Genomic DNA, 24,283 nt, shown 5'->3' with positions numbered 1-24,283 from the left:
GGGAGGATTTTTGATGAAGAAATACAAAATCGCTTCGATACCAGGAGATGGAATTGGACGGGAAGTCGTACCAGCGGCAATTGATGTACTTCATACAATCGCGGATGTACATGGCGGATTAAAATTTCAATTTGAAGAGTTTCCTTATAGCTGCAACTATTACTTAGAGCATGGAAAGATGATGGATGACGATGGTCTTGAAAAATTGAAGAACTTCGATTCCATCTTTTTAGGGGCAGTGGGAGACGCCACACTTGTGTCCGATCATATTTCCCTTTGGGGACTTCTAATAAAAATCAGGCGTGAATTTGAGCAAGTCATTAATCTCCGCCCTGCAAAACTAGTTAAAGGCGTCCGTTCTCCATTAGTTAATCCGAAAGACTTCGACATTATGGTAGTCCGTGAAAATAGTGAAGGGGAATATAGCTCTGTTGGCGGGAGAATCTATCAAGGCGAAGACGAAATTGCAATCCAAAATGCTATCTTCTCAAGAAAAGGTACTGAGAGGGCAATGCGATTTGCATTTGAGCTGGCGGCCAAACGGAAAAAGCATGTAACGAGTGCTACAAAATCGAATGGAATCTTCCATTCCATGCCGTTTTGGGATGAGATATTTAAAGAAGTTGCCGCAGAGTATCCTGATATTAAAAGTGATTCGCAACATATCGATGCGCTCTCGGCATTTTTCATTACTCATCCGGATAAATTCGATGTCGTTGTTGCGAGCAACCTGTTTGGAGATATTTTAACAGACTTGGGCGCTGCCATTATGGGAAGCATCGGCATAGCACCAGCGGCAAACATCAATGTGAACGGAAAATATCCTTCTATGTTCGAACCTGTGCATGGTTCTGCTCCTGACATCGTTGGAAAAGGGATTTCGAATCCGATTGGACAAATTTGGACTGCTAAAATGATGTTGGATCATTTCGGAGAAGAGGAGCTCGGTCAGGAATTGTTGAATACGATTGAAGCTGTCACGAACGATGGATTCTTAACACCAGACATTGGTGGCAAGCATACTACAGCTGAAGTTACAGAACAAATTATCGGTAGATTGAAATCGGGTAAAGTGGCGATTGGAAATTAATCGTTAAGTGTGGTGAATGTAAATACGCAATAGGAGTGATTGTAATTGAGCGAAAAAGTGTTGATCTACAGTCCGCTTCCTGAAGATAGAATAAGAGAACTGGAAGAACAGTTTGCAGTTGTCATTGCCAAACCGGGGACTTCGGAATTCGAGGATGAGCTTCCTACAATAACAGGATTGATTGGTAGAGGATTAGAAGTGGACTCTCGACTTCTTGACCAAGCACCTTTATTGAAAGTTGTTTCAAATATTTCGGTAGGATATGACAATCTGGACATTGAGGAACTGACGAGACGGGGAATTTTAGCGACGAACACACCAGACGTTTTAACCGAAACAACTGCCGATGCCATTTTTGGCCTGTTAATCGCTACAGCGAGAAGAATTCCCGAACTCGACAAGTATGTGAAAGAAGGACAATGGCATGCAAGGTTAAGTCCGTCTCTCTTCGGTGTAGATGTACATGGGAAAACGCTTGGCATCATAGGGATGGGGAAGATAGGACAAGCGATAGCAAGGCGGGCGCACTTCGGGTTTCAAATGGACATCCTCTATCACAATCGGTCAAGGAATCTTGAGGCTGAAAAACAGTATGGTGCAACGTACTTGGAAATGGACGATCTACTGCGACAAGCGGACTTCGTTTGCCTGATGGCGCCACAAACGCCGGAAACTATTAACCTGATGAGCCGTCGTGAGTTTGAACTTATGAAAAATAGCGCAATTTTCATTAACGGATCAAGAGGTGGCTTAGTAAATGAGGATGATTTGGCGGCTGCTTTGAAGGAAGGCGAAATCCTTGCTGCAGGATTGGATGTCTATGTACAGGAGCCCATTGCAAAGGATCATCCATTCCTAGACTTACCCAATTTAGTGACCCTCCCACATATCGGATCGGCGACCGCTGAAACCCGTGCGAATATGGAGAAGATGGCTTGTCGGGACTTCATTGCCGCGCTGACTGGTAAGAGGCCGGGAGCGTTAATCAATAAAAATGTTATAGCAGATAGGGTTTAAGGAAAGGGAGATATAAGAAGGTGTAAAATATCAAAAGATTATTTATTGATATCAATGGAATAACATTAATTTTTCAAGAGGACAGCCTACTTATGGTTGTCCTCTAGTGATGCTGACCTTCAAAAAAAACAAAAAACTATCTTGACATGATTAAGACTACTCTCTATAATTCTCATTATACTAATGTTCAGAAATCAATTCTGGCATTTTTTATTTAGAGTAACTTGTACCAACAACCTAATGACGTGTTGTAGTGAATGACCAAATGATGTTGCATACATCCAATGAATTTTTTACGATGAGTTGAAAACGTTTCCATGATTTTATTTTATAAAAGGAAAGGATGGGGCCATTTTGAAAAAGGTGAGGATTGGGGTAATTGGTGCTGGTTTACGGGGAGGTTTGGCGCAGTACTGGCATAAGCCGGATGGCGAGTCTGAGATTGTAGCGCTTGCGGATATTTCTGAAGCGAGGCAACAGAAGTTTCAGGAAATGATTGGTTCTCCGTTGTTTTTAACGAAGGATTATCGGGATCTTTTGAACAAGGACGATATTGATGCGATTGCTGTCCTGTCACCGGATTATTTACATGAGGAGCATGTGATTGCCGCTTTGCAAGCAGGGAAGCATGTCTATTCCGAAAAGCCGCTAGCGATTACGGTCGAAGGTTGTGATCGGATTTTGGAGGCTTGGAAAGCATCGGGCAAGCATTTGATGGTCGGTTTCAATATGCGATATATGAGTATGTATCAGACGATGAAGGGTCTTATCGATTCAGGAGCGATTGGTGAGTTGAAAGCGGTTTGGGTCCGTCATTTTGTCGGTTTCGGCGGATACTTCTACTATCATGACTGGCACGGTCAATCGAAAAATACAACGTCGCTTCTCTTGCAGAAAGGGTCGCATGATCTCGATGTCATCCATTGGATTTCAGGGAGATACACGACGAGAGTGTCGGCGTTCGGCAGTTTGGATTACTATGGCGGCAATATGCCGAACAATTTGACATGTCCTGAGTGCAGTTTGAAGAAAACTTGTCCTGAGTATGTTCCACATACTTTCACGGAATGTGCATTCCGGGAAGAAATCGATGTGGAAGATAACAACATGCTTATTATGGAGCTTGAAGGCGGAGTGAAAGCATCGTATTTGCAATGCCATTTCACGCCGGACTATTCGCGCAATTACACGTTCATTGGAACGGAAGGCCGGATTGAAAACGATGATGTAAATGGAAAGGTTTATCTGAAAACACGGAAGACGAATACGTGGAAAGAATTCAGTGATGTCACGTATGACATGAAAGCTGAGAAGGGTAGCCATGGCGGGGCTGATCCGAAAATTGCACAAGACTTCGTTGAGCTCGTACTGTATGACAAAGAACCGCTAACGTCGCCTTTCGCAGGCAGGATGAGTGTTGCAGTCGGTTGCGCGGCTACTGAGTCTATTCGTTCAGGAGGCAAGGTGGTAGAGGTTTCACAAACATCTAGCATTGTACATAACTGATGATGTTTGAATGAAAGGGGTGTGTGTATGACCAATGTAAGTGAAAACGTCCAGTCGGTGAAAAAGTTGGAAGCGGATGAACGGAAAAAAGCAAAACGGAAAGCAAGGGCGAAGTGGTGGAAATCGATCTGGCAAAATTGGGAGCTCTACCTCCTTATTTCACCGGTCATCATCTATTTTATCGTGTTCCACTATTTCCCGCTTTATGGGCTGCAAATTGCGTTCAAGGATTTCATCGCATCAAAGGGAATCCTAGGTAGCCCGTGGGTAGGATTTAAGCATTTCGAACGGTTCTTCGACAGTTACTATTTTTGGAGATTAATTAAAAATACGGTAGGCATTGGAGTATTCACATTAGCCGTGTCATTCCCGATTCCAATCATTATCGCGTTGATGTTGAATGAAGTGAAAAGTTTGCGGTACAAGAAATTCGTCCAGACGGTTATTTATGCGCCGCACTTTCTATCAACCGTTGTAGTCGTCGGTATGCTCTTGCTTTTCTTGAAAACGGACGGGTTGATTAACCAAGTAATCCGCCTTTTCGGTGGATCTCCAATCGATTTCATTTCGGAGCCGGGATGGTTTAAAAGTTTGTATGTGTTTTCCGATGTATGGCAGACGATGGGATGGAGCTCAATCATTTACATTGCGGCACTAGCAGCGGTCGACCCGGCCCAGCATGAAGCGGCCATGATTGACGGGGCTTCCAGGTTCCAGCGTATTATCCATATTAATATACCCGCAATTATGCCGACCATCGTCATTCTATTCATCTTGAATGCGGGTTCTGTAATGGCGGTCGGGTTTGAAAAAGTGTACCTGATGCAAAATGAGCTAAACATGTCGGCATCCGATGTCATATCCACCTTCGTCTACCGAAGTGGAATATTGGAGGCGCAATATAGCTTCTCGGCAGCGGTCGGGCTTTTCAACTCCATTATCAATTTCATCATGCTCATCATGGTGAATCAGATTGCGAAGAAAGTGAATGAGACAAGCTTATGGTAAGGGGTGGGGCAATTGAGAGAGTCTAAGACTGATAGAACCTTTATATTTTTTAACTATTTCTTCCTTACGATAATCGCATTGCTCGTCATCTATCCGTTGATTTTTGTCGTAAGCGCCTCTTTGAGTAATCCGCAATACGTCATTTCGGGTGAGATGTGGCTTTGGCCGAAGGAATTCACGTTGGATGCATATGAGAAAGTCTTTAAAAACAAAGATATCATTACTGGGTTCATGAACACGGTGAAGTATACGGTTGCAGGTACAGTATTGAACGTCATTATGACGATTTTGGCTGCGTATCCACTATCCCGGAGAGATTTCAAAGGTAAGGGACTCATTATGGCGTTCATCGTCTTCACGATCTTTTTCAGCGGTGGATTGATTCCCACTTACTTATTAATAAAGGATTTGGGAATGCTGAACACGTTTTGGGTCATGATCATTCCGAACGCCGTAGCTGTTTGGAACATCATCATTATGAGGACTTTCTTCCAGTCGATTCCACATGAATTGCAAGAATCAGCGATGATCGACGGGTGCAGCAACTTCAGGATTTTGTGGAACATCGTATTGCCGCTGTCCTTTCCTGTCATTGCAGTTATGGTCCTTTTCTATGCAGTCGGCCATTGGAATTCATATTTCCAAGCTCTCATCTATTTGCAAGATCAAGATAAATTCCCTTTGCAGCTCATTTTGAGGCAAATTTTGATCCAAGGGCAGACAGACGACATGATCCAGACAACGAGCGAAAGTTTCCTGGCGCAGCAACTTAGTGTGGAAGGCTTGAAATATGCAGTACTCATTGTTGCAAATCTACCGATGCTTATGCTGTATCCATTCTTGCAAAGGTATTTTGTAAAAGGTGTCATGATTGGTTCACTAAAAGGATAATAGGGGGAGTTTGGTGTGAGGAGAAAATATTTTGCGGGTATGGCAGCAAGCCTATTGTTGTCAGCTGGAATTTTAGGAGCCTGTTCGAAAACGGACGGTGCTTCCGAAAAAGGGGACTTGGATAATGTAAACGAGACGGGTATGCCGATCGTGAAGGAGAAAATCCAAGTAGATGGCTTTGCAGCGAAGTTCTTCGCTTCGCAAGATTGGAACAATCTTATGCTTTGGGACGAATATGAGAAAATGACGAACGTTGAAGTCGATTGGACGACTGTCCAAACGGAAGCGTTGGCGGAAAAGAGAAACTTGTCGTTGACGAGTGGAGATTATCCAGAAATCTACTTTGCTTCGGCTTTCTCGAAAACGGATTTGTTAAAGTACGGGCAACAAGGAATTTTCCTACCACTGAATGACTATATCGACAAATATGCCCCGAATTTCAAGAAGCTTCTCGATGAAAATCCATCGGTGAAGCAAGGGGTTACGATGGCAGACGGAAATATTTATGGATTCCCGACGATTTATGACCCGCAATTCGAAGCACTTCGTGCAGGGGCACCTTGGGTCAAAAAAGAGTGGCTCGATAAATTAGGCATGAAGGAACCGGAAACGACGGAAGAGTTCTACCAAATGTTGAAAGCATTCAAGGAGAACGATTTGAATGGCAACGGGCAGGCGGACGAGCAAGGATGGGGAAGTGTTTATGGCATCAATCCTATGCTCTCCTATCTTCGTGGAAGCTTCGGATTGAACAAACAAGGCTCCATGAACATTAATCTGGACTTTAAGGAAGGGACGAATGAATTCCGATTTGTTCCTGCTACTGATGAATATAAGGAAATGCTCATGTATATGAATAAATTATATTCGGAAGGGTTAATTAACCAAGACGTATTTACAGTCGCTCCGCAAGACTTCACCGCTGAAATTTCGAAAGGGAATTATGGAGTGTTAGACGCCATCGACCCTGCAGAATTGGTGAAGCTTGATGGATATGTCGGATTGCCAGTCCTCGAAGGACCGAATGGAGAGCGTGCTTACAATACGGTTTCGAACGGTCTCGGAAATTTGGGAATGTTCGTCATAACGGATAAAGCGAAGAATCCGGAAGCGATGGTTCGTTGGATGGACTACTTCTATGGAGAAGAAGGGACGAAAATGTTCTTCATGGGCTTTGAAGGCATCACATATGAAGAAGATGACCAAGGGAATTTCAAATACCTTGAAACCATTACGAATAACCCGGACGGCTTGAATATGGACCAGGCGATCAGCGAATATTTGACATGGCCGGGCGGTTACTATCCAGGAATTGTTAGACAGAAATTTTTCCAAGGTGCCGAGTCGAAGGAAAATTCGACGTTGAATGCCGAGAAGGTGAAGCCTTACCGTATTAAAGACGAAGACATTTTACCTGGGCTGAACTATACAGTTGAAGAAAATGATAAAGTGAGCGCCATCATGACGGATATCCAAACATATGTGAATGAATCGACGGCAGCATTCATTACAGGAAAGATGGATTTCGGCAAATGGGGAGAGTACACAAAGAATCTTGAAAAAATGGGAATGCAAGATTACTTGGACGTTTCCCAGCAAGCATACGAGCGCATGGAAAAAGAAAAGTGATTGGAAGCTTATACGGAGGCCATCCTCCGTATGAGCTTTAGCATTTATGGGAGATGGTTTCAGTGGGGTTGACAGGGTGGAGAGGAAAATTATATTGGTTTGCGGAATTGGTAATGATGTTGGCGGTCGTCCAGCTGCTATGGATTGGATTGACGTTGCTCGGAGCCATCGTTTTTGGAGTCACTCCAGCTACAGTCGGGATGTTTCATGTCATGCGGAAAAGACTCCAAGGCGAGGATGATCTGAAAACGTTAGTTCGAAACTATTGGCAGACGTATAAGAAAGAATTTGTTACGTCGAATAAAATAGGCATCGTCTTAATTATTCTCGGTTATTTTCTAGTGCTGAATTTTCGGATCGTGTCAACAATCGGTGGGATGCATGGATTGGTTATGCTTGCATTGCTCAGTATGGTCCTGTTGTTATATGCGGTACTGGTAATGAATATCTTTCCTGTTTTCGCCCATTATGAGCTTCCCTTCACCCGATATTTTTCGACTTCCATTTTGCTAAGCATATCGTTTCCGCTTCAAGCGCTTATGTCGGTCATTGGTCTTTATGGACTGTATCGTCTTTTTTTATTCATTCCTGGACTGCTGCCTTTTTTCGGAATCAGTATAACCGTTCTGTTCCTGTCGTGGATGTCCTCTGGCATATTCCGTTTAAAAGGGAAGATGGACGGCACATTGCAGGCGGAAGACTAGTAGACTTGGAAAGGACGTTATGATCATGAAACCAATTTGGCTGCTGAATGCAACAATCGTATTGGAACGATCGATATTAGAAGACGGATACTTATGTTTGAAAGATGGTACAGTTTGTTCTCTCGGACATATGATAGAATGCCCGCCCATTCCTGATTGTGATCTGCAGTTTGATTGCCGATCAAGGAAACGGATCATCCCCGGTATGATTGATATTCATGTTCATGGTGCGGGCGGTTTTGATGTGATGGATGCTTCGGTTGAGGCGTTAGAAGGCATTGCAAAAAAACTTGCACAGGAAGGGACAACTTCCTTTCTTGCCACGACGATGACAAACCCGGTCAATCGGATCGATGAAGCGATGTCTGCTATAAAAACGTACCGTGAGCAAAATATGCAAGGCGTTCCTGAAATGATTGGCATCCATTTGGAAGGGCCTTTTATTCATCCGGCACAAAAAGGGGCTCAGCCGGAGCAGCATATTTTACGCCCCGATATTGAATTGTTTAACGAGTGGCAACGGTTATCGGGAGGGGCAATCAAAATTGTCACCTTTGCTCCTGAGATGGGCGATCGTTCCTTTGTTGAAAGGGTCGTTGAAGAAGGGGTCATCGCTTCGATTGGACATTCAAATGCGACATATGCAGAAACGTTGCAAAATGTGCGAAGTGGTGTAACACATGCGACCCATTTATTCAATGGAATGAGAGGGCTTCATCATCGCGAACCTGGAGTGGTAGGAGCAACACTGCTCGCTGACGACGTTTTTGTCGAAGTAATTCCGGACGGACATCATTTTCATCCTGATTTGCTGAAACTTCTATTGAGGCAGAAGGGAATCGAACGGACGCTTGTCATAACAGATGGCATCCGGGCAAAAGGAATGCCTGATGGGGTTTATGATTTAGGAGGGAACAATGTTATCGTGCAAGATGGAAAATGTACGTTAGAACAAGGGGCTTCCTTAGCAGGCAGCATCGTGACGATGAATGAAGCGAGGAAAAACATGGCGAAGTGGGGCGGCCTGTCATTGCTTGAGCAGACATACGTTACTTCATCGAATCAGGCAAAACGGTTAGGCATCGATTCCCGGAAGGGGTCCATTGCAGTAGGAAAAGATGCCGATATCGTCATTCTAGACGAAACGGACCAAATCGAAATGACAATCTGTAATGGGACGATTGCCTATGCATCCGCCAACTCCGATTTCAAGAGATTATATGATTTTATGTGAAATTTGCTGAAGTGATGATATATTGGAACTTGAAGAACAATTTAAAAGGATGAATTTGGATGAAACCATTAGATCAAGCAAGCATTATTCCATTATATTATCAAGTGAAGCAACGTTTAGAGGAGCGCATCAAATCTGGTGAATGGAATCCTGGCGATAAAATAGATTCGGAAAACCAGTTGATGGCTGCATTTAACGTTAGTCGAAATACAGTGAAAAAGGCCATTGAAGAAATGGTGCAAGAAGACATGCTTTACCGGATTCAAGGAAAAGGGACTTTCGTTGCGCACCCGAAGTTTGAACAATCGCTCGGAGGATTTTATAGTTTTAGCCAAGTGCTGCGCGATAAAGGCTTCAAACCTTCGGATATCGTTCTGGAAGTTGAAGAAGTGAGTCCTTCCTCGGCTGTGCGAAAAGGGTTGCAGCTTGAGCGCGAGGAAAAAGTGATCAAAATGAAACGTATCCGTTGTGCAGATGGGGAACCGATCATATTGGAATCCTCCTACATGCCCAAGTCAATCGTACGAAATAAGGATGATTTGTTTGATGTTGCAACGTCATCGCTGTACGACTTGCTGGCGAATCGTTATGGCGTTTCCGTCATCCGTGCGAAAGAGGCATTTGAGCCTGTTTTGATCCGGGAAGAAGAAAGCGTCCATTTGAAGACGGAAGTAGGAAAGCCTGCTTTGCTATTGGAACGTACAGCTTTTGATACGAACAATCGTCCGGTGGAATTTTGCATATCAATCGTACGTGGCGATCGCTGCCGGTTTTATACCGATTTAGTGTAAGTACATAGTTTATCTATGTGCTTCTCTCACTATTATTGTCCAGCTACAGGCGGCAGCCCCTCGAGTCGCTTCGGATTTGAAAGAAAAGGCAAAGTGCGCCTTTTTTTCAAATCCTCCAGCGCTTGTCGGGGCTAAACGCCGCCTTCCGCTTTTCGTTAGTTGTACCAACAACCCTATAATAGAGGAGGTTATGTAAATGCCATTAGTTACTACAAAAGAGATGCTAAAGGATGCTCGAGACAACCATTACGCAATTGGGGCATTTGGTGCACATAATTTGGAAATTATCAAGTCAATCATTGCAGGAGCTGAATCGGTCGGGGCTCCGGTCATTTTACAAACTACATCTAGTACATATAAATATGTCGGAATGCCTTATATGATTGCGATGGCAAAGGCGGCGGCTGAACAAGCGAAAGTGCCGGTCGCATTGCATTTGGATCATGGGGAATCTTTCAATGTCGTGATGGAATGTTTGCGGGCAGGTTATACGTCTGTCATGATAGACGGTTCGACTCTTCCGTATGAGGAAAATGTGATGCTCGTCAAACGCGTTGTGGAGGCTGCGAAGCCGATCGGGATACCGGTGGAAGCTGAACTTGGAACGATTGGCGGTGTGGAGGATGACCTCGTTATCGATGAAAGCATGGCGGTATTCACCGATCCGCAACTTGCTGGTGAGTTCGTACGGGAAACGGGTATCGACTCATTAGCCCCTGCTTTCGGAACTGCCCACGGAAACTACAAGCAAGAACCGGATTTACAATTCGATCTGCTTAGGAAGATCCAAGAAGAGACATCGATTCCATTAGTGATGCACGGTGCATCGGGCGTCAGCGAGGAAAGTGTGCGCAAGGCTTTGAATCTTGGTGTGGCGAAAGTGAATTTCTCGACAGAATTAAAGGACTTATTTGCCGATGAATTGCGTTCCTATTTCATTGAAAATCCAAATGAAAATGATCCAAGGAAATATTTCCTGCCGGCAAGAGAAGCGCTCATCGACTTAGTGAAAAAGAAAATTGAGATGCTGCAACGATGATAACAACGATCACATTGAACGCTGCAATCGATCAGGTTTACCGGATTGGTAGTTTGGATGTTGGCGGAGTCAATCGGATCTCGAATATGCACCAAGACGCTGGTGGAAAAGGCCTGAACGTCGCTAAAGTTCTTACTTCATTAGGCGCTGAGGTAGATGTCGGCGGTTTTTTAGGCGGCAGCAATGGTGAAAAAATCCGTCGCCTCGTGAAAGAAAAAGGGATTTCTGAACAGTTCATACCGATAGCTGGTGAAAGCAGAGTATGCTTGACTGTTATGGAAACTTCAACAGGGAAGGGCACAGAGCTGCTGGAAAGCGGCCCAGTCATTTCCGAGGATGAATGGAAGTCGATGCTAGACTGGTTGCGCGAGAAATCGAAGAAGACCAAATGGTTTGCATTGAGCGGCAGCTTGCCGAAAGGGTTGCCTGATGATGCTTACGCGCAAATGATCGATATCATTAATGCGAATGGCGCTAAGTCGGTGCTCGATACGAGTGGAATGGCATTGCGGTATGGCATAGAAGCGAAACCGTTTGCAATCAAGCCGAACGAGCAGGAATTTGCTGATATGGTCGGAGCAGAGTCCTTGTCCACGGAGAGGATGCGTAGAGAAGGATGCCGCCTTGTAGAACAAGGAATCGGGCATGTTTGTCTTACATTGGGAGGAAAGGGAGCGCTGTTTTGCAATCAATCAGGTTCCTTCCAGGCGGAAGCACCCATTATTGACCTCAAAAACCCTGTAGGGAGCGGAGATGCATTCATCGGCGGATTGCTGTACGGGTTTTCCTCTTCTGAAGATGATGTGGAAGCGTATAAGAGGGCGATTGCGTGCGGTTCTGTCAATGCGGCACACCCGGAGATCGGATACAGTGATTGGAATGAAGTCGTGGATGTAATGAAATCGATTGAGATTAACGAATTGAATTGAGGAGGAGATTACGATGATGCATACGTATAACGAAATTAAAAACCAGGCAGAACAGCTGCATAAGACTTATGAACTTTTGGAGAAGAAAGCTTTCAATTCGAGCGAAGTCGACCAAGTCCTCTTCACGGGATGCGGCACGTCATTTTACTTGGCTTCTTCGGCAGCGAGATACTATCAAAGCATAACGGGTGTGCTCGCCGCGGCTGTGCCGGCTTCCGAGCTGTTTCTTCATGCTTCTTCGTGGATCATACCAGGGAAGAATTATTTAGTAGTCGCTATTTCACGATCTGGGACGACATCGGAAATCATTATGGCATTGGACAACTTGAAGGAGAATGAGCAAATCCGTACATTGGCGATCACTTGCAATGGCGATACGGCAATGGCTGAGATGGCTGATGAAGTAATTGCTCTTGACCATATTTCGGAGAGAAGTGTTGTCATGACGCAATCTTTCTCAAATATGATGTATGCTTTGCAATTGTACGCAGTGAAGTGGGCTGGCTCTCAGCAAGACTTGAAGGAGCTTGCACTCATCCCGAATCTTGTGAATGGATTGATTTCGTCAGAGAACCAGACGAAGAAGATTGCGGAAGACTTGACGAAAAAACGATTCATTTATCTTGGATCTGGTCAATATAACGGATTGGCGAAAGAAGCTACATTGAAATTGAAAGAAATGACGCAAACAGAATGCGAAAGCTATTCCAGTCTTGAATTCAGGCACGGTCCCATTTCAATTGTAGACGAATCGACTGTTGTCATTCTACTTGCACAAAAGGAGACGGCCGCTTTTGATCAAAGTCTTGTGAAAGATATACAGCGTCTTGGCGGATATGTGCTTGTCATCGGACCAACAAATGAAGATTTTGAAGCGAATCAACTTATTCGACTGACTGGTGAAATTACCGACCGCAATCGTTACTCACTATACGTTCCGCTCCTTCAATTCCTGGCATATGAGCGTGCTGTCCGTCTCGGATACAATCCTGACCAACCGCGAAATCTTACACAGGTCGTCAAATTGGCGTAAGTGGATCGAATGGAATATATACTCGCGGCGGACATCGGAGGAACGAAGTTGGCGGTGGCGCTTTTCAGTATGGATGGGGTAATGGTCAGCTCCACTGTGAAGAAGAGTGAAACGGAAGACGGAGAATTGCTTTATCGCTTGTTTACGAACGCGTGTGATGAATTGTGCACGGAAGCCGGATTAGAACGAACGGCTATAAAGGGCATCTCAATTGGACTACCTGGTATCGTGGATGTGGATAAAGGGGTCGCGGTATTCCAAAACAATCTACCGTGGCGGGACTTTCCGATAAAGGAACGGTTGTCGGAGCTTTACTCTTCGGCAGATATCAAAGTGGATAACGATGTGTATATGGCTGCATGGGGAGAGTATAAACAGAGGGACTTTGCCGAAGAGTCTCTCGTTTACATCACGTTGAGCACAGGCATTTCCTGCTGCAGCATAATTGGCGGTCAATTCGTGCGAGGAGCGGGAATGGCTGGTGAAATAGGGTTCGGCATCGTGGATGATCGTATGTCGAGCTTGGAGACGCAAGTGTCGGGACCTGCAATGCAGATGAAAGCGAAAGCAGCTTATGCCAATCCGGAAATGTCGCTGCACGATGTAATGGACCGCTATTACGCAAATGACGATCAAGCGGTCTTCATTCTCAGCGAAGCCGTTAGGGCATTGGCAAGGGAAGTACACCATACACTTCTCCTGCTCGATCCACATGCAATCGTATTAGGCGGCGGTGTGTTCAACAACCATCCGCGACTCGTCGAAGCCGTGAAAAAAGAACTGGCCGATTATGTACAGCATCCTTTATTCAAAGGGAAAGAACGGCGGATTGAGCCGAGCCTTTTGAAAGGGGATGCGGGATTATGGGGCGCCTTTTTCCGCTTCGGAACAACAAGGAAGGATCCTGTGGAACAGGGTAATCCAATATACTATTTAACGAATGAGGTGTAGGATATGTTAATATCCTGCACCTTTTTTATGTTCGCGGTTATAGCAATGAAAAAGCCTTTGCTCGTCTGAAGAGCAAAGGCTTGTATATTATACCTCTTCTGTTATGCGCATTTCCGTCGTTTTATCAAAGAAATGGGCTTTTTCCAAGTCGAAGACTAACTGTAATTGTTGTCGAGGCTGAACATCCGCATCCGCATTCAATCGAGCGATGAATGATTGTCCTTCAATAGAGGAATATACCATCATTTCAGCTCCGGTCAATTCGGCAACATCGACCTGTACTTGCACAACGGAGTCAGACGAATGCTCAGTACCATCGCTCATATAATGGATATGCTCTGGTCTGACGCCAAGTATTACTTCTTCTCCAACGAGTCCCCGCTTTTCCAACAGTCGATATGCCTTTTCTGGAATCTTGAATGAAACAGGTCCGATGGCAAATTGTCCATCCTGTATGGTACCTGTAAAGAAGTTCATGGCCGGGGACCCGATGAATCCACCTACAAAGACGTTTTGTGGATTTTCGTATACTTCTTTTGGCGTCCCGATCTGTTGAATCAATCCATCTTTCATAACGACAAGACGCGTTGCCATCGTCATTGCTTCCGTCTGATCATGTGTTACGTAAACGGTTGTTGTACCCAAACGCTGATGCAATTTCGAAATCTCCGCTCGCATTTGAACCCGCAACTTAGCGTCAAGGTTTGAAAGAGGCTCGTCCATCAAAAACAATTTAGCATCCCGTACGATTGCCCGGCCGAGTGCAACCCGCTGTCTTTGTCCCCCAGACAAAGCTTTCGGTTTACGTGTCAAATATTCATCTAGCCCGAGAATGTCTGCTGCTTTTCTAACCCGTTCGTCAATCTCAGCTTTTGAGAATTTACGAAGCTTCAATCCGAATGCCATATTATCGTAAACGCTCATATGTGGATATAGCGCGTAATTTTGAAACACCATGGCGATATCGCGATCTTTTGGAGCAACATCGTTCATCAGTTTGCCTTCAATCCGCAGCTCTCCATCAGTTATCTCCTCAAGTCCTGCAATCATCCGTAACGTAGTGGATTTACCGCAGCCGGAAGGACCGACGAGGACAATGAATTCCTTTTCCTCGACGCGCAAATTAAAATCCGATACAGCAACGGCGTCATCCCCGTACTTTTTATAAATACGATCCAATACTAACTCTTCCATTGAAGCCACCCCTTTAATTAGTTCATACAGTAAGGATAGCAATGCAGCCGAAAGGGAGGTATGGACACGTTGCACAAAAAAGATTCGCAATGAATTGTGCACACTGTCTTCTTACCGAGAAGTGAGATTCTCAGCATCTTTGCCCCTTCCTGCCATCACTTACCACTCGGCAATCGATCCGTCTGCATGACGCCAAATTGGATTCTTCCATTGATGGCCGATTTTACTCATTTCTCTGACGTATTCTTCGTTAATCTCTATGCCCAATCCTGGCAGCTTTGGTATGTGCAAAAATCCATTTTCATACGTAAATGATTGGTCTTCTATTACATAATCAAGCATGTCGTTTCGTTCGTTATAGTGGATCCCTAAACTTTGCTCTTGAATAAAAGCATTATAGGACGTGGCGTCAACTTGTAAACAAGCAGCGAGTGCAATGGGACCTAATGGGCAGTGAGGGGCAAGTGCTACGTCGTAGGCTTCTGCCATCGAAGCAATCTTTTTCACTTCTGTTATTCCGCCAGCGTGCGACAGATCGGGCTGAATGATGTCCACATAACCGTCTGCCAAAGCCGTCTTAAAATCCCAGCGAGAAAACATTCTTTCACCGATGGCAATCGGTGTAGAGCTTAGCTGGCTTAGTACCTTTAACGCATCGTTCTGTTCAGGTAAAATAGGCTCTTCAATGAATAAGGGCCTGAATTGCTCGAGTTCTTTTATTAACACCTTTGCCATCGGCTTATGTACTCGGCCGTGGAAGTCGATTCCGAAGTCGATCGTATCGCCAAAATGATCACGCAGAGCGCCGATGCGTTCGATGACTTGATCGACTTTTTTATAGGAATCAATTATTTGCAGCTCCTCGGATGCATTCATCTTTACGGTATCAAAGCCGGTATTGACGACCGCTTGAGTCGAGGCGATTAAATCAGAAGGACGATCGCCTCCTACCCACGCATAAGTTTTGATTTTATCGCGACATGCACCGCCCATCAATTCATAGATCGGTGCATTGTAAAACTTGCCTTTAATATCCCATAGAGCTTGGTCAATTCCGGCAATTGCGCTCATTAAAATAGGTCCGCCCCGGTAAAATCCGCTTCGGTACATCATATTCCAGTGATCTTCGATATGAAATGGGTTTTTTCCAATAAGCTGTTCCATCATTTCGATGACTGCCGCTTTTACAGTATCCGCTTTTCCTTCGATGACAGGTTCGCCCCATCCAATTATTCCGTCAGATGTCGTGATTTTGAGAAATAACCAGCGAGGGGGAACTTTAAAAAGTTCATAGCTAACGATTTTCACACCGAAACATTCCTTTCTTCGGGTAGGTATGGGTACAACGGGAGGCCGGCAACCGGGATGTCCACGGAAAAGACACTTCCCGATAGCGGGAATTGGTGAAGCTCCTCAGAGCTTAGGCCGTCTCTCGCTGTTGTAATAAATAGTGTTCTGAAGTCTCGGCCACCAAATGTTACGGACGTGACATGGGGGGCGGGAATACTTATTTCATCCATAATTTCACATGTGGCAGGATTGAAATAGATGACTTTTGAGCCGCCCCACATTGCGATGTATAGACAATCATTGGAATCAATTGCTATACCGTCAGGTGTTCCATCGCTTTCCTCAAACGTATAGAGCGGTTTCCGGTCTTGGATTGCACCTGATTCCAACTCGAATTTGTATTCATAGATGGTGTTTCGTCCACTGTCCACATGATACATTTTCGTATTGTCCTGATTCCAAGCAAGGCCGTTTGAAATGATAATAGTAGATGCTGCCTTTGTGATTTGTTGATTGCCATCCAATCGGTACAGGTTTCCGTTAGGGGAGGAAGGTGCAAATTCCATAGTGCCAGCCCAAAAACGTCCTTTTGCATCACATTTGCCGTCATTGAAACGGTTGCCGGGCAACTCCGATTCAGGATCTGCGATGAACCGAAACGATTCTTGCCTTATATCAAAGAAAGAAAATCCATTTTCCGCAGCAACGAGTAATGTCTGTTCATCAACGAAGGAGAAGGCCCCGATATGCCGATCGGTTTGAATTGTTTTTACTTCGTTATCGTCCAAAGAATAGAAATGTAATTGCTTCTTCAGAATATCTGTCCAAAGTAAAGTATTCGTTTCAGCGTGGAACACAGGACCTTCTCCTAGCTCTGCTTCCATTTGGTAAAAAAGGTTCGCTTCACGCATTCCGTTTCACTCCTTGAACTTGTCTTACTAGTTTTTGTGCGGTATCCGTAATGGTCTGCAAATGGACGGTGTCAGGGTTTGTACAATTTGTATGAAGGCCGCTGCTCACTCCGAAGCCGGCACAGTCCATTTTCAAATACTGTTCGATCGTTGTTTCGTCAATTCCTCCGGTAGGGAGGAGCGGAATATGGGGAAGCGGACCTTGTAAATCCTTTATATAAGCTGGTCCAAATCTGTTTGCAGGAAATAATTTCACGATATCCGCACCATAGTCATACGCGTTTACAATCTCGGAAGGCGTAAGTGCTCCGGGAATGGAAACCGCACCTACCTCTTTCGTCCGCCTGATAACGGATTCGTTCAGATTAGGGGATAATATGAAACTTGCCCCAGCTTGGATATAGGAAGCAATCTGATCCGGATGTAATACTGTTCCTACACCAATCGTCAATAATCCACCGTATTTCTTTTTAAGATTTTCAATGATCGACAGGATATTTTCTGTATCCGCCGTTATTTCAATCAATCGGATATTCCCTTTCACAAGTGCCTCTACAATCGGATATATATCTTCTTCATGTAATCGCCTAAGAATCGCAATTATTTTATGTTCATATATGCTTGTTAGCGTCTGTTGCATGGCTCCTCCTTATCTACTTACATTGTCCGCTCGACTACCATTCATGAATTGTTCAAGTTCACGAGGGGTTGGAAGATTTGTAATGTCGCCGACTGCCGTTATTGCCAAAGCGCCCATCGCATTGGCAGTCCGGACGGTCTTCTCCAATGGAAGTCCATCCAGCAAGCCAGAAATGATTCCGGCGGCAAAGGCATCACCAGCACCTACAGAATCAACGATAGTCACGTCGAAGTGGGGAACGAAGCCTTCCTCCTCGGAAGTGAAATAGTAAGCACCTGTTTTTCCGTCTTTGATGACGATTGTCTTTATTCCCAATGAAAGAGCCGATTTGGCCAGTTCCTGTATCGTCTGCATGCCAAGCAATTGAGAGGCTTCCTGCACATTCGGCAAAAACACGTCCGCATACGATAAGATCTGCTTCAGCTTTTGCAAATACATAGGCTGTTTTAAAAACTTTGCACGGATATTCGGATCGAATACGACGGTCACTCCGTATTTTTTACACCAGTCCAATGCTTGCATGATTAGTTCATAGGCTGATTCGCTAATTCCTGGAGTGATGCCGGTCACATGAAAGATTTTTAATCCGATAAATTGTTCTTCCGACAAGATACCAGGGTGCATGTAAGAGGCGGCAGAACCGTCCCGATAATATTGAATGCGAATATCATCAAAATGCCTGATTTCCTTAAATAGCAACCCGGTCGGTCCTGCATCGCTCACTTTTACACATGATGTATCCACACCTTCTCCACGGACGAAGGATAATAGTGCTGTGCCAAATTCGTCGTCTCCGACTTGGCTGACCCAGCTGACAGAATGACCGAGGCGGGTGAGTGCAATGGCTACGTTTGACTCTGCACCGGCAAAAAAACGGGTGAATTCTGTACAGTAACGCATTGCACCTGGAGTTTTGGGCGAAAGGACTACCATGCTTTCCCCGATTGTCAACACATCCATTACCATCAGTCCTTTTTAGGCATATTTCGAATGATACAGTCTCGTACTTAGCCCGCCATCCAACGTTATACATGAACCTGTCATTTGGTTCACTAGACCGGAAGACAGAAAAACGCAAACGTTAGCCACTTCTTGCGGATTGCCCATCTTATTCGTCGCATGCAATCCATCCACTTCTTTTTGGATGAATTCCTGATCCTCAAATGTAGATAGCCAATTTTGGTGGTGATGCGTGTCCATAAATCCGGGACATACAGCATTTACACGGATACCATATTTACCAAGGCTCAATGCCAAACTCTTTGTAAATCCGACTACACCGGACTTAGCCGCAGCGTACATCTCCGTATCTGGCAGCGTTGCATGCACATGGTTGGAAGCGATGTTAATGATAGATCCGCCGCCATTTTCCTTCATGACACCCGTTATATATTTACTCGTTAAGAAAATGCTTCTTAGATCAGTATTCATGACGAGTTCCCAATCTTGCATTGTGCAGTCTTCAATCGATTTGAAAATTGTGATGCCTGCGTTATTGACAATGGTATCGACGGTTCCAAATTTATTCACAGCCGTCTCAATCATTTGTTTAATGCTGCTTTCATCAGTAACATCCGTTTGGATGAACAATGCTTGGCCACCATTTTCAGTAATTGTTTGTTCGGCGTCTTGACCTGCCTTTTCATCCACCTCTGCCACAATGACGATAGCTTTTCTTCTTCCATATTCTTCAGCAATTGCTCTTCCAATTCCTTTGCCTGATCCTGTGACAATTACGACTTTATCTGTCACATCCATTTCATCACCTACTTTATAATTTAAGAGAGAATATACTTACTTAATTAAATTAATTATCTAACTAGCGATAATACAACTGAAAAAAAGAATTCGAATACCAAAATTGTACAATAACTATCCAAATGTTGCAATCATTAAAATATTTATTAAAATATGTACCTGTGTATAATGGAAAAGAAACGATGCTCACTTGAAAAGATACAAGGAAGGATGAAGACATTGAGACATGGTACTTTTAAATGGATGAAGTCTATAAACCGGACGATCGTATTGAATAAAATTCGAAAAAACGCACCTATATCTAGAGCACAGATTGCTAGTGAAACAGGGCTTACACCGCCGACTGTCGGCAATATTGTCAAAGGATTGCTGGAAAAGGGGCTAATCAGGGAGACGCAATTGGGAGAGTCACAGGGAGGACGCAAACCAACTCTCTTAATGTTGAATAGCAATTATCTTTTTGTCATAGGAGTGGACGCTGGACCAGCTCATATTAGATGCATCCTTACCAATTTGGAGGGACAAACAATAAAAGAGTATACTAGTCCATCCATAAAGGGCATTTCTGAAGAGCGATTCTTGCAAGAAATGATCATCGGCATTCAAAATTTGCTCCATGCGGACATTCCGAAAGAGAAAGTGATCGGCATAGGGGTTGCTATGCATGGGGCTGTAGATGCAGTGACTGGGACAGGTTTATTCGCTCCTAACTTAGGATTTAAAAACGTACCGATTAAGCAGCGTCTTGAGGAAGAATTCGACATGGATGTCACAGTCGATAATGACGCCAGAGCGATGGCAATGGGTGAATATTGGTTTGATGAGCATGGAGGTCTGGAGACGCTCGTGGCGCTTAATATTGGCAGCGGTGTCGGATCAGGAATCATTTTAAACGGGAAGCTTTTTTACGGCGCGCAAAGCGTGGCAGGGGAAATTGGACATATGACGATCGATTTGTATGGAGAGCTCTGCGAGTGCGGAAATGTTGGATGTTTGCAAACCCTTGCAACAGGCGATGCCATTGCGAGACAGGCCAAAAAAGAAATGACGCTTGAGATGATTAATCAATTGGAGGAACCTTTGTCTGGTGAAACGGTCTATAAATTGGCCAAGGAAGGCAATGAAATAGCAATTCGAGTGCTGGAGAGAACCGGAACAGTCATCGGCATCGGGATTATCAATCTGATCCATTTGCTCAACCCGGAGCGAATTGTCATTGGAGGAGGCGTATCCATGGCAAGTGAATTTATTATGCCGAGCATAAAAAGAGCAATCCAAGATAGGGGATTGACGCAACAAGTAAAGGATACGGAAGTCGTGTTAGCTAAGCTTGGATCAGATAGTACCGTCAAAGGAGCCATAGCAATTGTTTTAGACACGTTATTCCATCCGAAGAATAGTTAATGATAATTCTAGTTAAAACATTCCGAAAACTATTGACAGCGAAAAAACGAAATGCTAGAATCCTAATTAATTAATTTAATTAACTAAGCGATTTGCTCTACGAATTCGAATGTCTTATACGGTTTAGCAAATAGAAAGATATTCTTAGTTAGGGGCGAAAGGGGAAAGCAATGGCAAACTATAAAGTTTGGGAAGATTACACAATGACCGGCATCCAAGTATTGAAAAGTCGGGCATACTTCCATGCGTTCAGTACGAAAAGAAACGCAGAGAAAAATGATTTCTCTTCTGAAACAACTTATAAGTTGTTGAATGGAGAATGGAAATTCTTATTTTTGAAGGCGCCGGAATACTCGCCGGAAGGATTTGAAAATGCGGATTTTGATACCGAAGCATGGGATTCGATAGAAGTCCCGAGCAATTGGCAGATGAAAGGATACGGCAACATGCACTATTCAGATCTGTGGTACAACTTTCCGATCAATCCTCCCTATGTGCCTACCGAAAATCCAACCGGCATTTACAAAAGGAGCTTTTACATCCCAGCTGATTGGCTGAAGGAACAAACCATACTTCGCTTCAATGGCGTAGATTCCGCTTTTCATCTTTGGATCAACGGCGAGGAAGCCGGCTATGGAAAAGGTTCTCGTTTGACTACCGAATTCGACGTGTCATCTTACGTCCAGGAAGGTTGGAATGACATTACCGTCAGAGTATACCAATGGTCTGATGGAACCTATTTGGAAGATCAAGATATGTGGTGGTTAAGCGGCATATTTCGGGATGTGGAGCTTTTTACGCAAAAAGTGACCGGAATCCAGGATTTCAAAATAGAAACCGAATTGGATGAGAAATATGAAAGCGCTCTACTGCGAGTGACAGGACAATTCCGCCATGTGAAAACGGGCTGTTCCATACACTATGAACTATTCGATGAAGACGGAAAGAGCGTGTTCCAAGAAGAAGTCGACATTACTGAAGAGACGAATGTCTTTGAAAAGAAGGTAGAAGCTCCGAAACTATGGAGTGCAGAATGTCCATCGTTGTATCAGTTACTTATAACTTTTATGTGTAACGGTGAAATCCAGGAAGTTGTGAAGCAAAACGTTGGTTTCAGAATGATAGAACTGAAAGGCAAAACGTTCACGGTGAATGGTGCCGCCATTAAGTTGAAAGGTGTAAACCGACACGATTACAACCCGCGAACGGGAAGGGTCGTATCGAAAGAAGATATGATCAAAGACATTACATTAATGAAACAACATAATATCAATGCGATCCGGACGGCACATTATCCGAACTCTCCGTATTTCTACGAGTTATGTGACAAATATGGCATGTATGTCATTGATGAGGCCGACGTTGAAACACATGGATTTGAATTGACCGCCAACTACAACCGGATTGCTGATGGAGCTGACTGGGAGAAAGTGATGGTTGACCGGATGATACGCATGGTCCAGCGTGACAAAAACCATCCTTCCATCATTATGTGGTCATTAGGAAATGAATCGGGATTTGGTCATTGTTTTAAGAAGATGGCAGAAGCGGCAAGAGAAATCGATTCAACTCGTTTGATCCATTATGAAGGTGATTCGAAGGCAGAGGTCACTGACGTATATTCGACGATGTATACATGGATTGAGAATCAGCCAAAAGGCCGTAAGACAATGAACGATATTATCGAGTTGAGTGAAAAACCGCATGTTCATTGCGAATACGGCCATGCGATGGGGAACGGGCCAGGTGGATTGAAGGAATATCAGGAACTGATTTATGCACATGATCATCTACAAGGCGGCTTCATTTGGGAATGGTTTGATCATGGAATTGAGACAGTCGGAGAGAATGGCGAAGTGTATTATCGCTATGGCGGTGATTTTGGAGATGACCCGACAAATGGAAACTTCTGCATTGACGGACTCCTGATGCCCGATCGTACTCCATCGCCGGCATTACTAGAGTACAAGAAGGTTATCGAACCTGTTCATACTCATGTGATCGACTTGGAAAAAGGACACCTGAAAATTGAGAATAAGTACGATTTCATCTCACTAGACCATTTGACGCTGAACTATGAAATTACGATGGATGACACCGTCCTTTCAAGCGGGGAGTTCCCGTTGCCATGTATACCGGCGCGGTCGGGGAAAGAAATTACGCTTCCTTTCGATTTTGATTTCCAAAAGGTGTATGCGGGTGATGTGTTAATAACCATCTATTACTCAACAAATCGATTTACTGACTGGTGTCAGGCTGGACATGTACTTGCGACAGCCCAGTTCGAGCTGCAAGTGAAGAAAGAGGAAATAGAATTGGCTCCTTCCGGAGAGATCTTTGTCGAAGAATCACAATGGCAACTGACTGTCTATTCGGAGCGATTCAAATGGGTCTTTGACAAAATTGCAGGCAAATTATTGGCGGGGACAAAAGACAATGTCGAGTTGATTGAAGCGGGACCAAGATTACAATTTTGGCGGGCGCCGATCGACAATGATATGTATCTGTTAAAAGACTATAAAGAGAAGTATTTTATGCATTTATGGCATGAAAGGGTGGAGCGTTTCCATTTTACAAAGGAAGACAACAAGGTTGTTATTTCCATCGATACTGTAAACGGGACGACGAATGCCTCTTGGTTTTACCGTTGCAGCCAGCAATATGTAATCTACCCGAACGGAGATATCCAGTATGAAGTAAGTGGCAAGCCATCAGGGGAATTGGACCAAGCTCCGTTGATGATTCCGAGGATTGGTGTCGAAATGAAGCTCAACAAAACAATGGACCATATTAAGTGGCTTGGGAAAGGGCCAGGGGAGTCCTATTCCGACTCAAAACAATCGCAGCTAATCGGAGTTTACGATAATAACGTGGATGGACTATTTACCAACTATGTACATCCACAAGCAAACGGAAACCGAACAGAGACGAGATGGATGAGTGCCACCAATTATAATGGTGCAGGACTTATGGTAACAAAGCAAAACATGGATTTTGACTTTAGTGCATCGTATTACGAAGAGGCCGATTTGGAACAGGCAAAGCACACCATTGAGCTAACGAAGAGAGATTATATCGTCCTCCATATCGATTATAAGCAAAACGGACTTGGCTCTAATTCATGTGGCCAGAACCAATTGGAAACGTATCGCTGTAAATTTGAAGAGTTTCAATTACAAGTGAAAATTTCCTTGTTCTCGAAGAAGGAGAGAGACGAGAAATTGATTTATCTGGAAAAATTATAAAAGGGAAGCTGAGGGGTGT

At 44.2% G+C, this 24,283-nt stretch carries 21 protein-coding genes; 15 read left to right on the top strand and 6 right to left on the bottom strand.

What is annotated here, in order from left to right:
- Nucleotides 1–13: 13 nt before the first annotated feature.
- The 13 genes from ACR65H_RS00205 to ACR65H_RS00145 all read left to right on the top strand — a co-directional run bounded on the left by ACR65H_RS00205 (nt 14) and on the right by ACR65H_RS00145 (nt 13,822).
- Nucleotides 14–1,090: a tartrate dehydrogenase gene (locus ACR65H_RS00205; RefSeq protein WP_440498042.1), complete on the top strand. Its 1,077-nt coding sequence runs from the start codon at nt 14–16 to the stop codon at nt 1,088–1,090.
- Nucleotides 1,091–1,135: 45 nt separating this feature from the next.
- Complete coding sequence (locus ACR65H_RS00200) at nt 1,136–2,107, top strand: 2-hydroxyacid dehydrogenase (protein WP_440498041.1); 972 nt, start codon at nt 1,136–1,138, stop codon at nt 2,105–2,107.
- Between the two features lie 354 nt (nt 2,108–2,461).
- Entirely contained in the window at nt 2,462–3,613 is a 1,152-nt protein-coding gene (locus ACR65H_RS00195; protein WP_440498040.1) for a Gfo/Idh/MocA family protein, read from the top strand.
- A gap of 27 nt (nt 3,614–3,640) precedes the next feature.
- Nucleotides 3,641–4,621 carry an ABC transporter permease gene (locus tag ACR65H_RS00190; RefSeq protein WP_440498039.1) on the top strand — a complete coding sequence of 327 codons (981 nt, stop codon included), beginning with the start codon at nt 3,641–3,643 and terminating at the stop codon, nt 4,619–4,621.
- Nucleotides 4,622–4,633: 12 nt separating this feature from the next.
- Nucleotides 4,634–5,512 carry a carbohydrate ABC transporter permease gene (locus ACR65H_RS00185; protein WP_440498038.1) on the top strand — a complete coding sequence of 293 codons (879 nt, stop codon included), beginning with the start codon at nt 4,634–4,636 and terminating at the stop codon, nt 5,510–5,512.
- Nucleotides 5,513–5,527: 15 nt separating this feature from the next.
- Entirely contained in the window at nt 5,528–7,141 is a 1,614-nt protein-coding gene (locus ACR65H_RS00180) for an extracellular solute-binding protein (RefSeq protein ID WP_440498037.1), read from the top strand.
- Nucleotides 7,142–7,203: 62 nt separating this feature from the next.
- On the top strand, nt 7,204–7,845 hold the full coding sequence (locus ACR65H_RS00175) for a YesL family protein (RefSeq protein WP_440498036.1): 642 nt from the start codon (nt 7,204–7,206) through the stop codon (nt 7,843–7,845).
- A gap of 25 nt (nt 7,846–7,870) precedes the next feature.
- Nucleotides 7,871–9,079: an N-acetylglucosamine-6-phosphate deacetylase gene (nagA, locus tag ACR65H_RS00170; RefSeq protein ID WP_440498035.1), complete on the top strand. Its 1,209-nt coding sequence runs from the start codon at nt 7,871–7,873 to the stop codon at nt 9,077–9,079.
- A 59-nt stretch (nt 9,080–9,138) separates the two neighbouring features.
- Entirely contained in the window at nt 9,139–9,870 is a 732-nt protein-coding gene (locus ACR65H_RS00165; protein ID WP_440498034.1) for a GntR family transcriptional regulator, read from the top strand.
- A gap of 196 nt (nt 9,871–10,066) precedes the next feature.
- A complete protein-coding gene (locus tag ACR65H_RS00160; RefSeq protein WP_440498033.1) occupies nt 10,067–10,909 on the top strand; it encodes a class II fructose-bisphosphate aldolase in 843 nt (280 codons plus the stop codon).
- The gene (gene pfkB, locus ACR65H_RS00155; protein ID WP_440498032.1) at nt 10,906–11,838 is read left to right on the top strand and encodes a 1-phosphofructokinase; all 933 of its coding nucleotides are present in this window, start codon (nt 10,906–10,908) and stop codon (nt 11,836–11,838) included. Before ACR65H_RS00160 ends, pfkB begins: the two co-directional genes overlap by 4 nt.
- Before the next feature lie 13 nt (nt 11,839–11,851).
- Nucleotides 11,852–12,871 (top strand): SIS domain-containing protein, encoded by a 1,020-nt coding sequence (locus tag ACR65H_RS00150; RefSeq protein ID WP_440498031.1) that lies wholly within the window; start codon nt 11,852–11,854, stop codon nt 12,869–12,871.
- A gap of 9 nt (nt 12,872–12,880) precedes the next feature.
- Nucleotides 12,881–13,822 (top strand): ROK family protein, encoded by a 942-nt coding sequence (locus ACR65H_RS00145; protein WP_440498030.1) that lies wholly within the window; start codon nt 12,881–12,883, stop codon nt 13,820–13,822.
- A gap of 87 nt (nt 13,823–13,909) precedes the next feature.
- Here ACR65H_RS00145 and ACR65H_RS00140 read toward each other — a convergent pair whose 3' ends face one another.
- The 6 genes from ACR65H_RS00140 to ACR65H_RS00115 form a co-directional block, all read right to left on the bottom strand.
- Complete coding sequence (locus ACR65H_RS00140; RefSeq protein ID WP_440498029.1) at nt 13,910–15,016, bottom strand: ABC transporter ATP-binding protein; 1,107 nt, start codon at nt 15,014–15,016, stop codon at nt 13,910–13,912.
- Nucleotides 15,017–15,175: 159 nt separating this feature from the next.
- Nucleotides 15,176–16,324, bottom strand: coding sequence for a galactonate dehydratase (gene dgoD / locus ACR65H_RS00135; RefSeq protein ID WP_440498028.1), 1,149 nt, complete (start codon nt 16,322–16,324; stop codon nt 15,176–15,178).
- Complete coding sequence (locus ACR65H_RS00130; protein WP_440498027.1) at nt 16,321–17,217, bottom strand: SMP-30/gluconolactonase/LRE family protein; 897 nt, start codon at nt 17,215–17,217, stop codon at nt 16,321–16,323. Before ACR65H_RS00130 ends, dgoD begins: the two co-directional genes overlap by 4 nt.
- A complete protein-coding gene (locus tag ACR65H_RS00125; RefSeq protein ID WP_440498026.1) occupies nt 17,210–17,857 on the bottom strand; it encodes a bifunctional 4-hydroxy-2-oxoglutarate aldolase/2-dehydro-3-deoxy-phosphogluconate aldolase in 648 nt (215 codons plus the stop codon). Before ACR65H_RS00125 ends, ACR65H_RS00130 begins: the two co-directional genes overlap by 8 nt.
- Before the next feature lie 9 nt (nt 17,858–17,866).
- Nucleotides 17,867–18,817, bottom strand: coding sequence for a sugar kinase (locus tag ACR65H_RS00120; protein ID WP_440498025.1), 951 nt, complete (start codon nt 18,815–18,817; stop codon nt 17,867–17,869).
- A 15-nt stretch (nt 18,818–18,832) separates the two neighbouring features.
- Nucleotides 18,833–19,615 carry an SDR family NAD(P)-dependent oxidoreductase gene (locus tag ACR65H_RS00115; RefSeq protein WP_440498024.1) on the bottom strand — a complete coding sequence of 261 codons (783 nt, stop codon included), beginning with the start codon at nt 19,613–19,615 and terminating at the stop codon, nt 18,833–18,835.
- A gap of 210 nt (nt 19,616–19,825) precedes the next feature.
- Here ACR65H_RS00115 and ACR65H_RS00110 point away from each other — a divergent pair, with 210 nt between their 5' ends.
- Both ACR65H_RS00110 and ebgA read left to right on the top strand, forming a co-directional pair.
- Nucleotides 19,826–21,019 carry an ROK family protein gene (locus tag ACR65H_RS00110; RefSeq protein WP_440498023.1) on the top strand — a complete coding sequence of 398 codons (1,194 nt, stop codon included), beginning with the start codon at nt 19,826–19,828 and terminating at the stop codon, nt 21,017–21,019.
- A 170-nt stretch (nt 21,020–21,189) separates the two neighbouring features.
- Nucleotides 21,190–24,264 carry a beta-galactosidase subunit alpha gene (ebgA, locus tag ACR65H_RS00105; RefSeq protein WP_440498022.1) on the top strand — a complete coding sequence of 1,025 codons (3,075 nt, stop codon included), beginning with the start codon at nt 21,190–21,192 and terminating at the stop codon, nt 24,262–24,264.
- Nucleotides 24,265–24,283 lie beyond the last annotated feature (19 nt).

It is taken from the genome of Sporosarcina sp. SAFN-015 (assembly GCF_059415085.1).
This window is presented reverse-complemented; position numbering and strand designations above follow the sequence as displayed.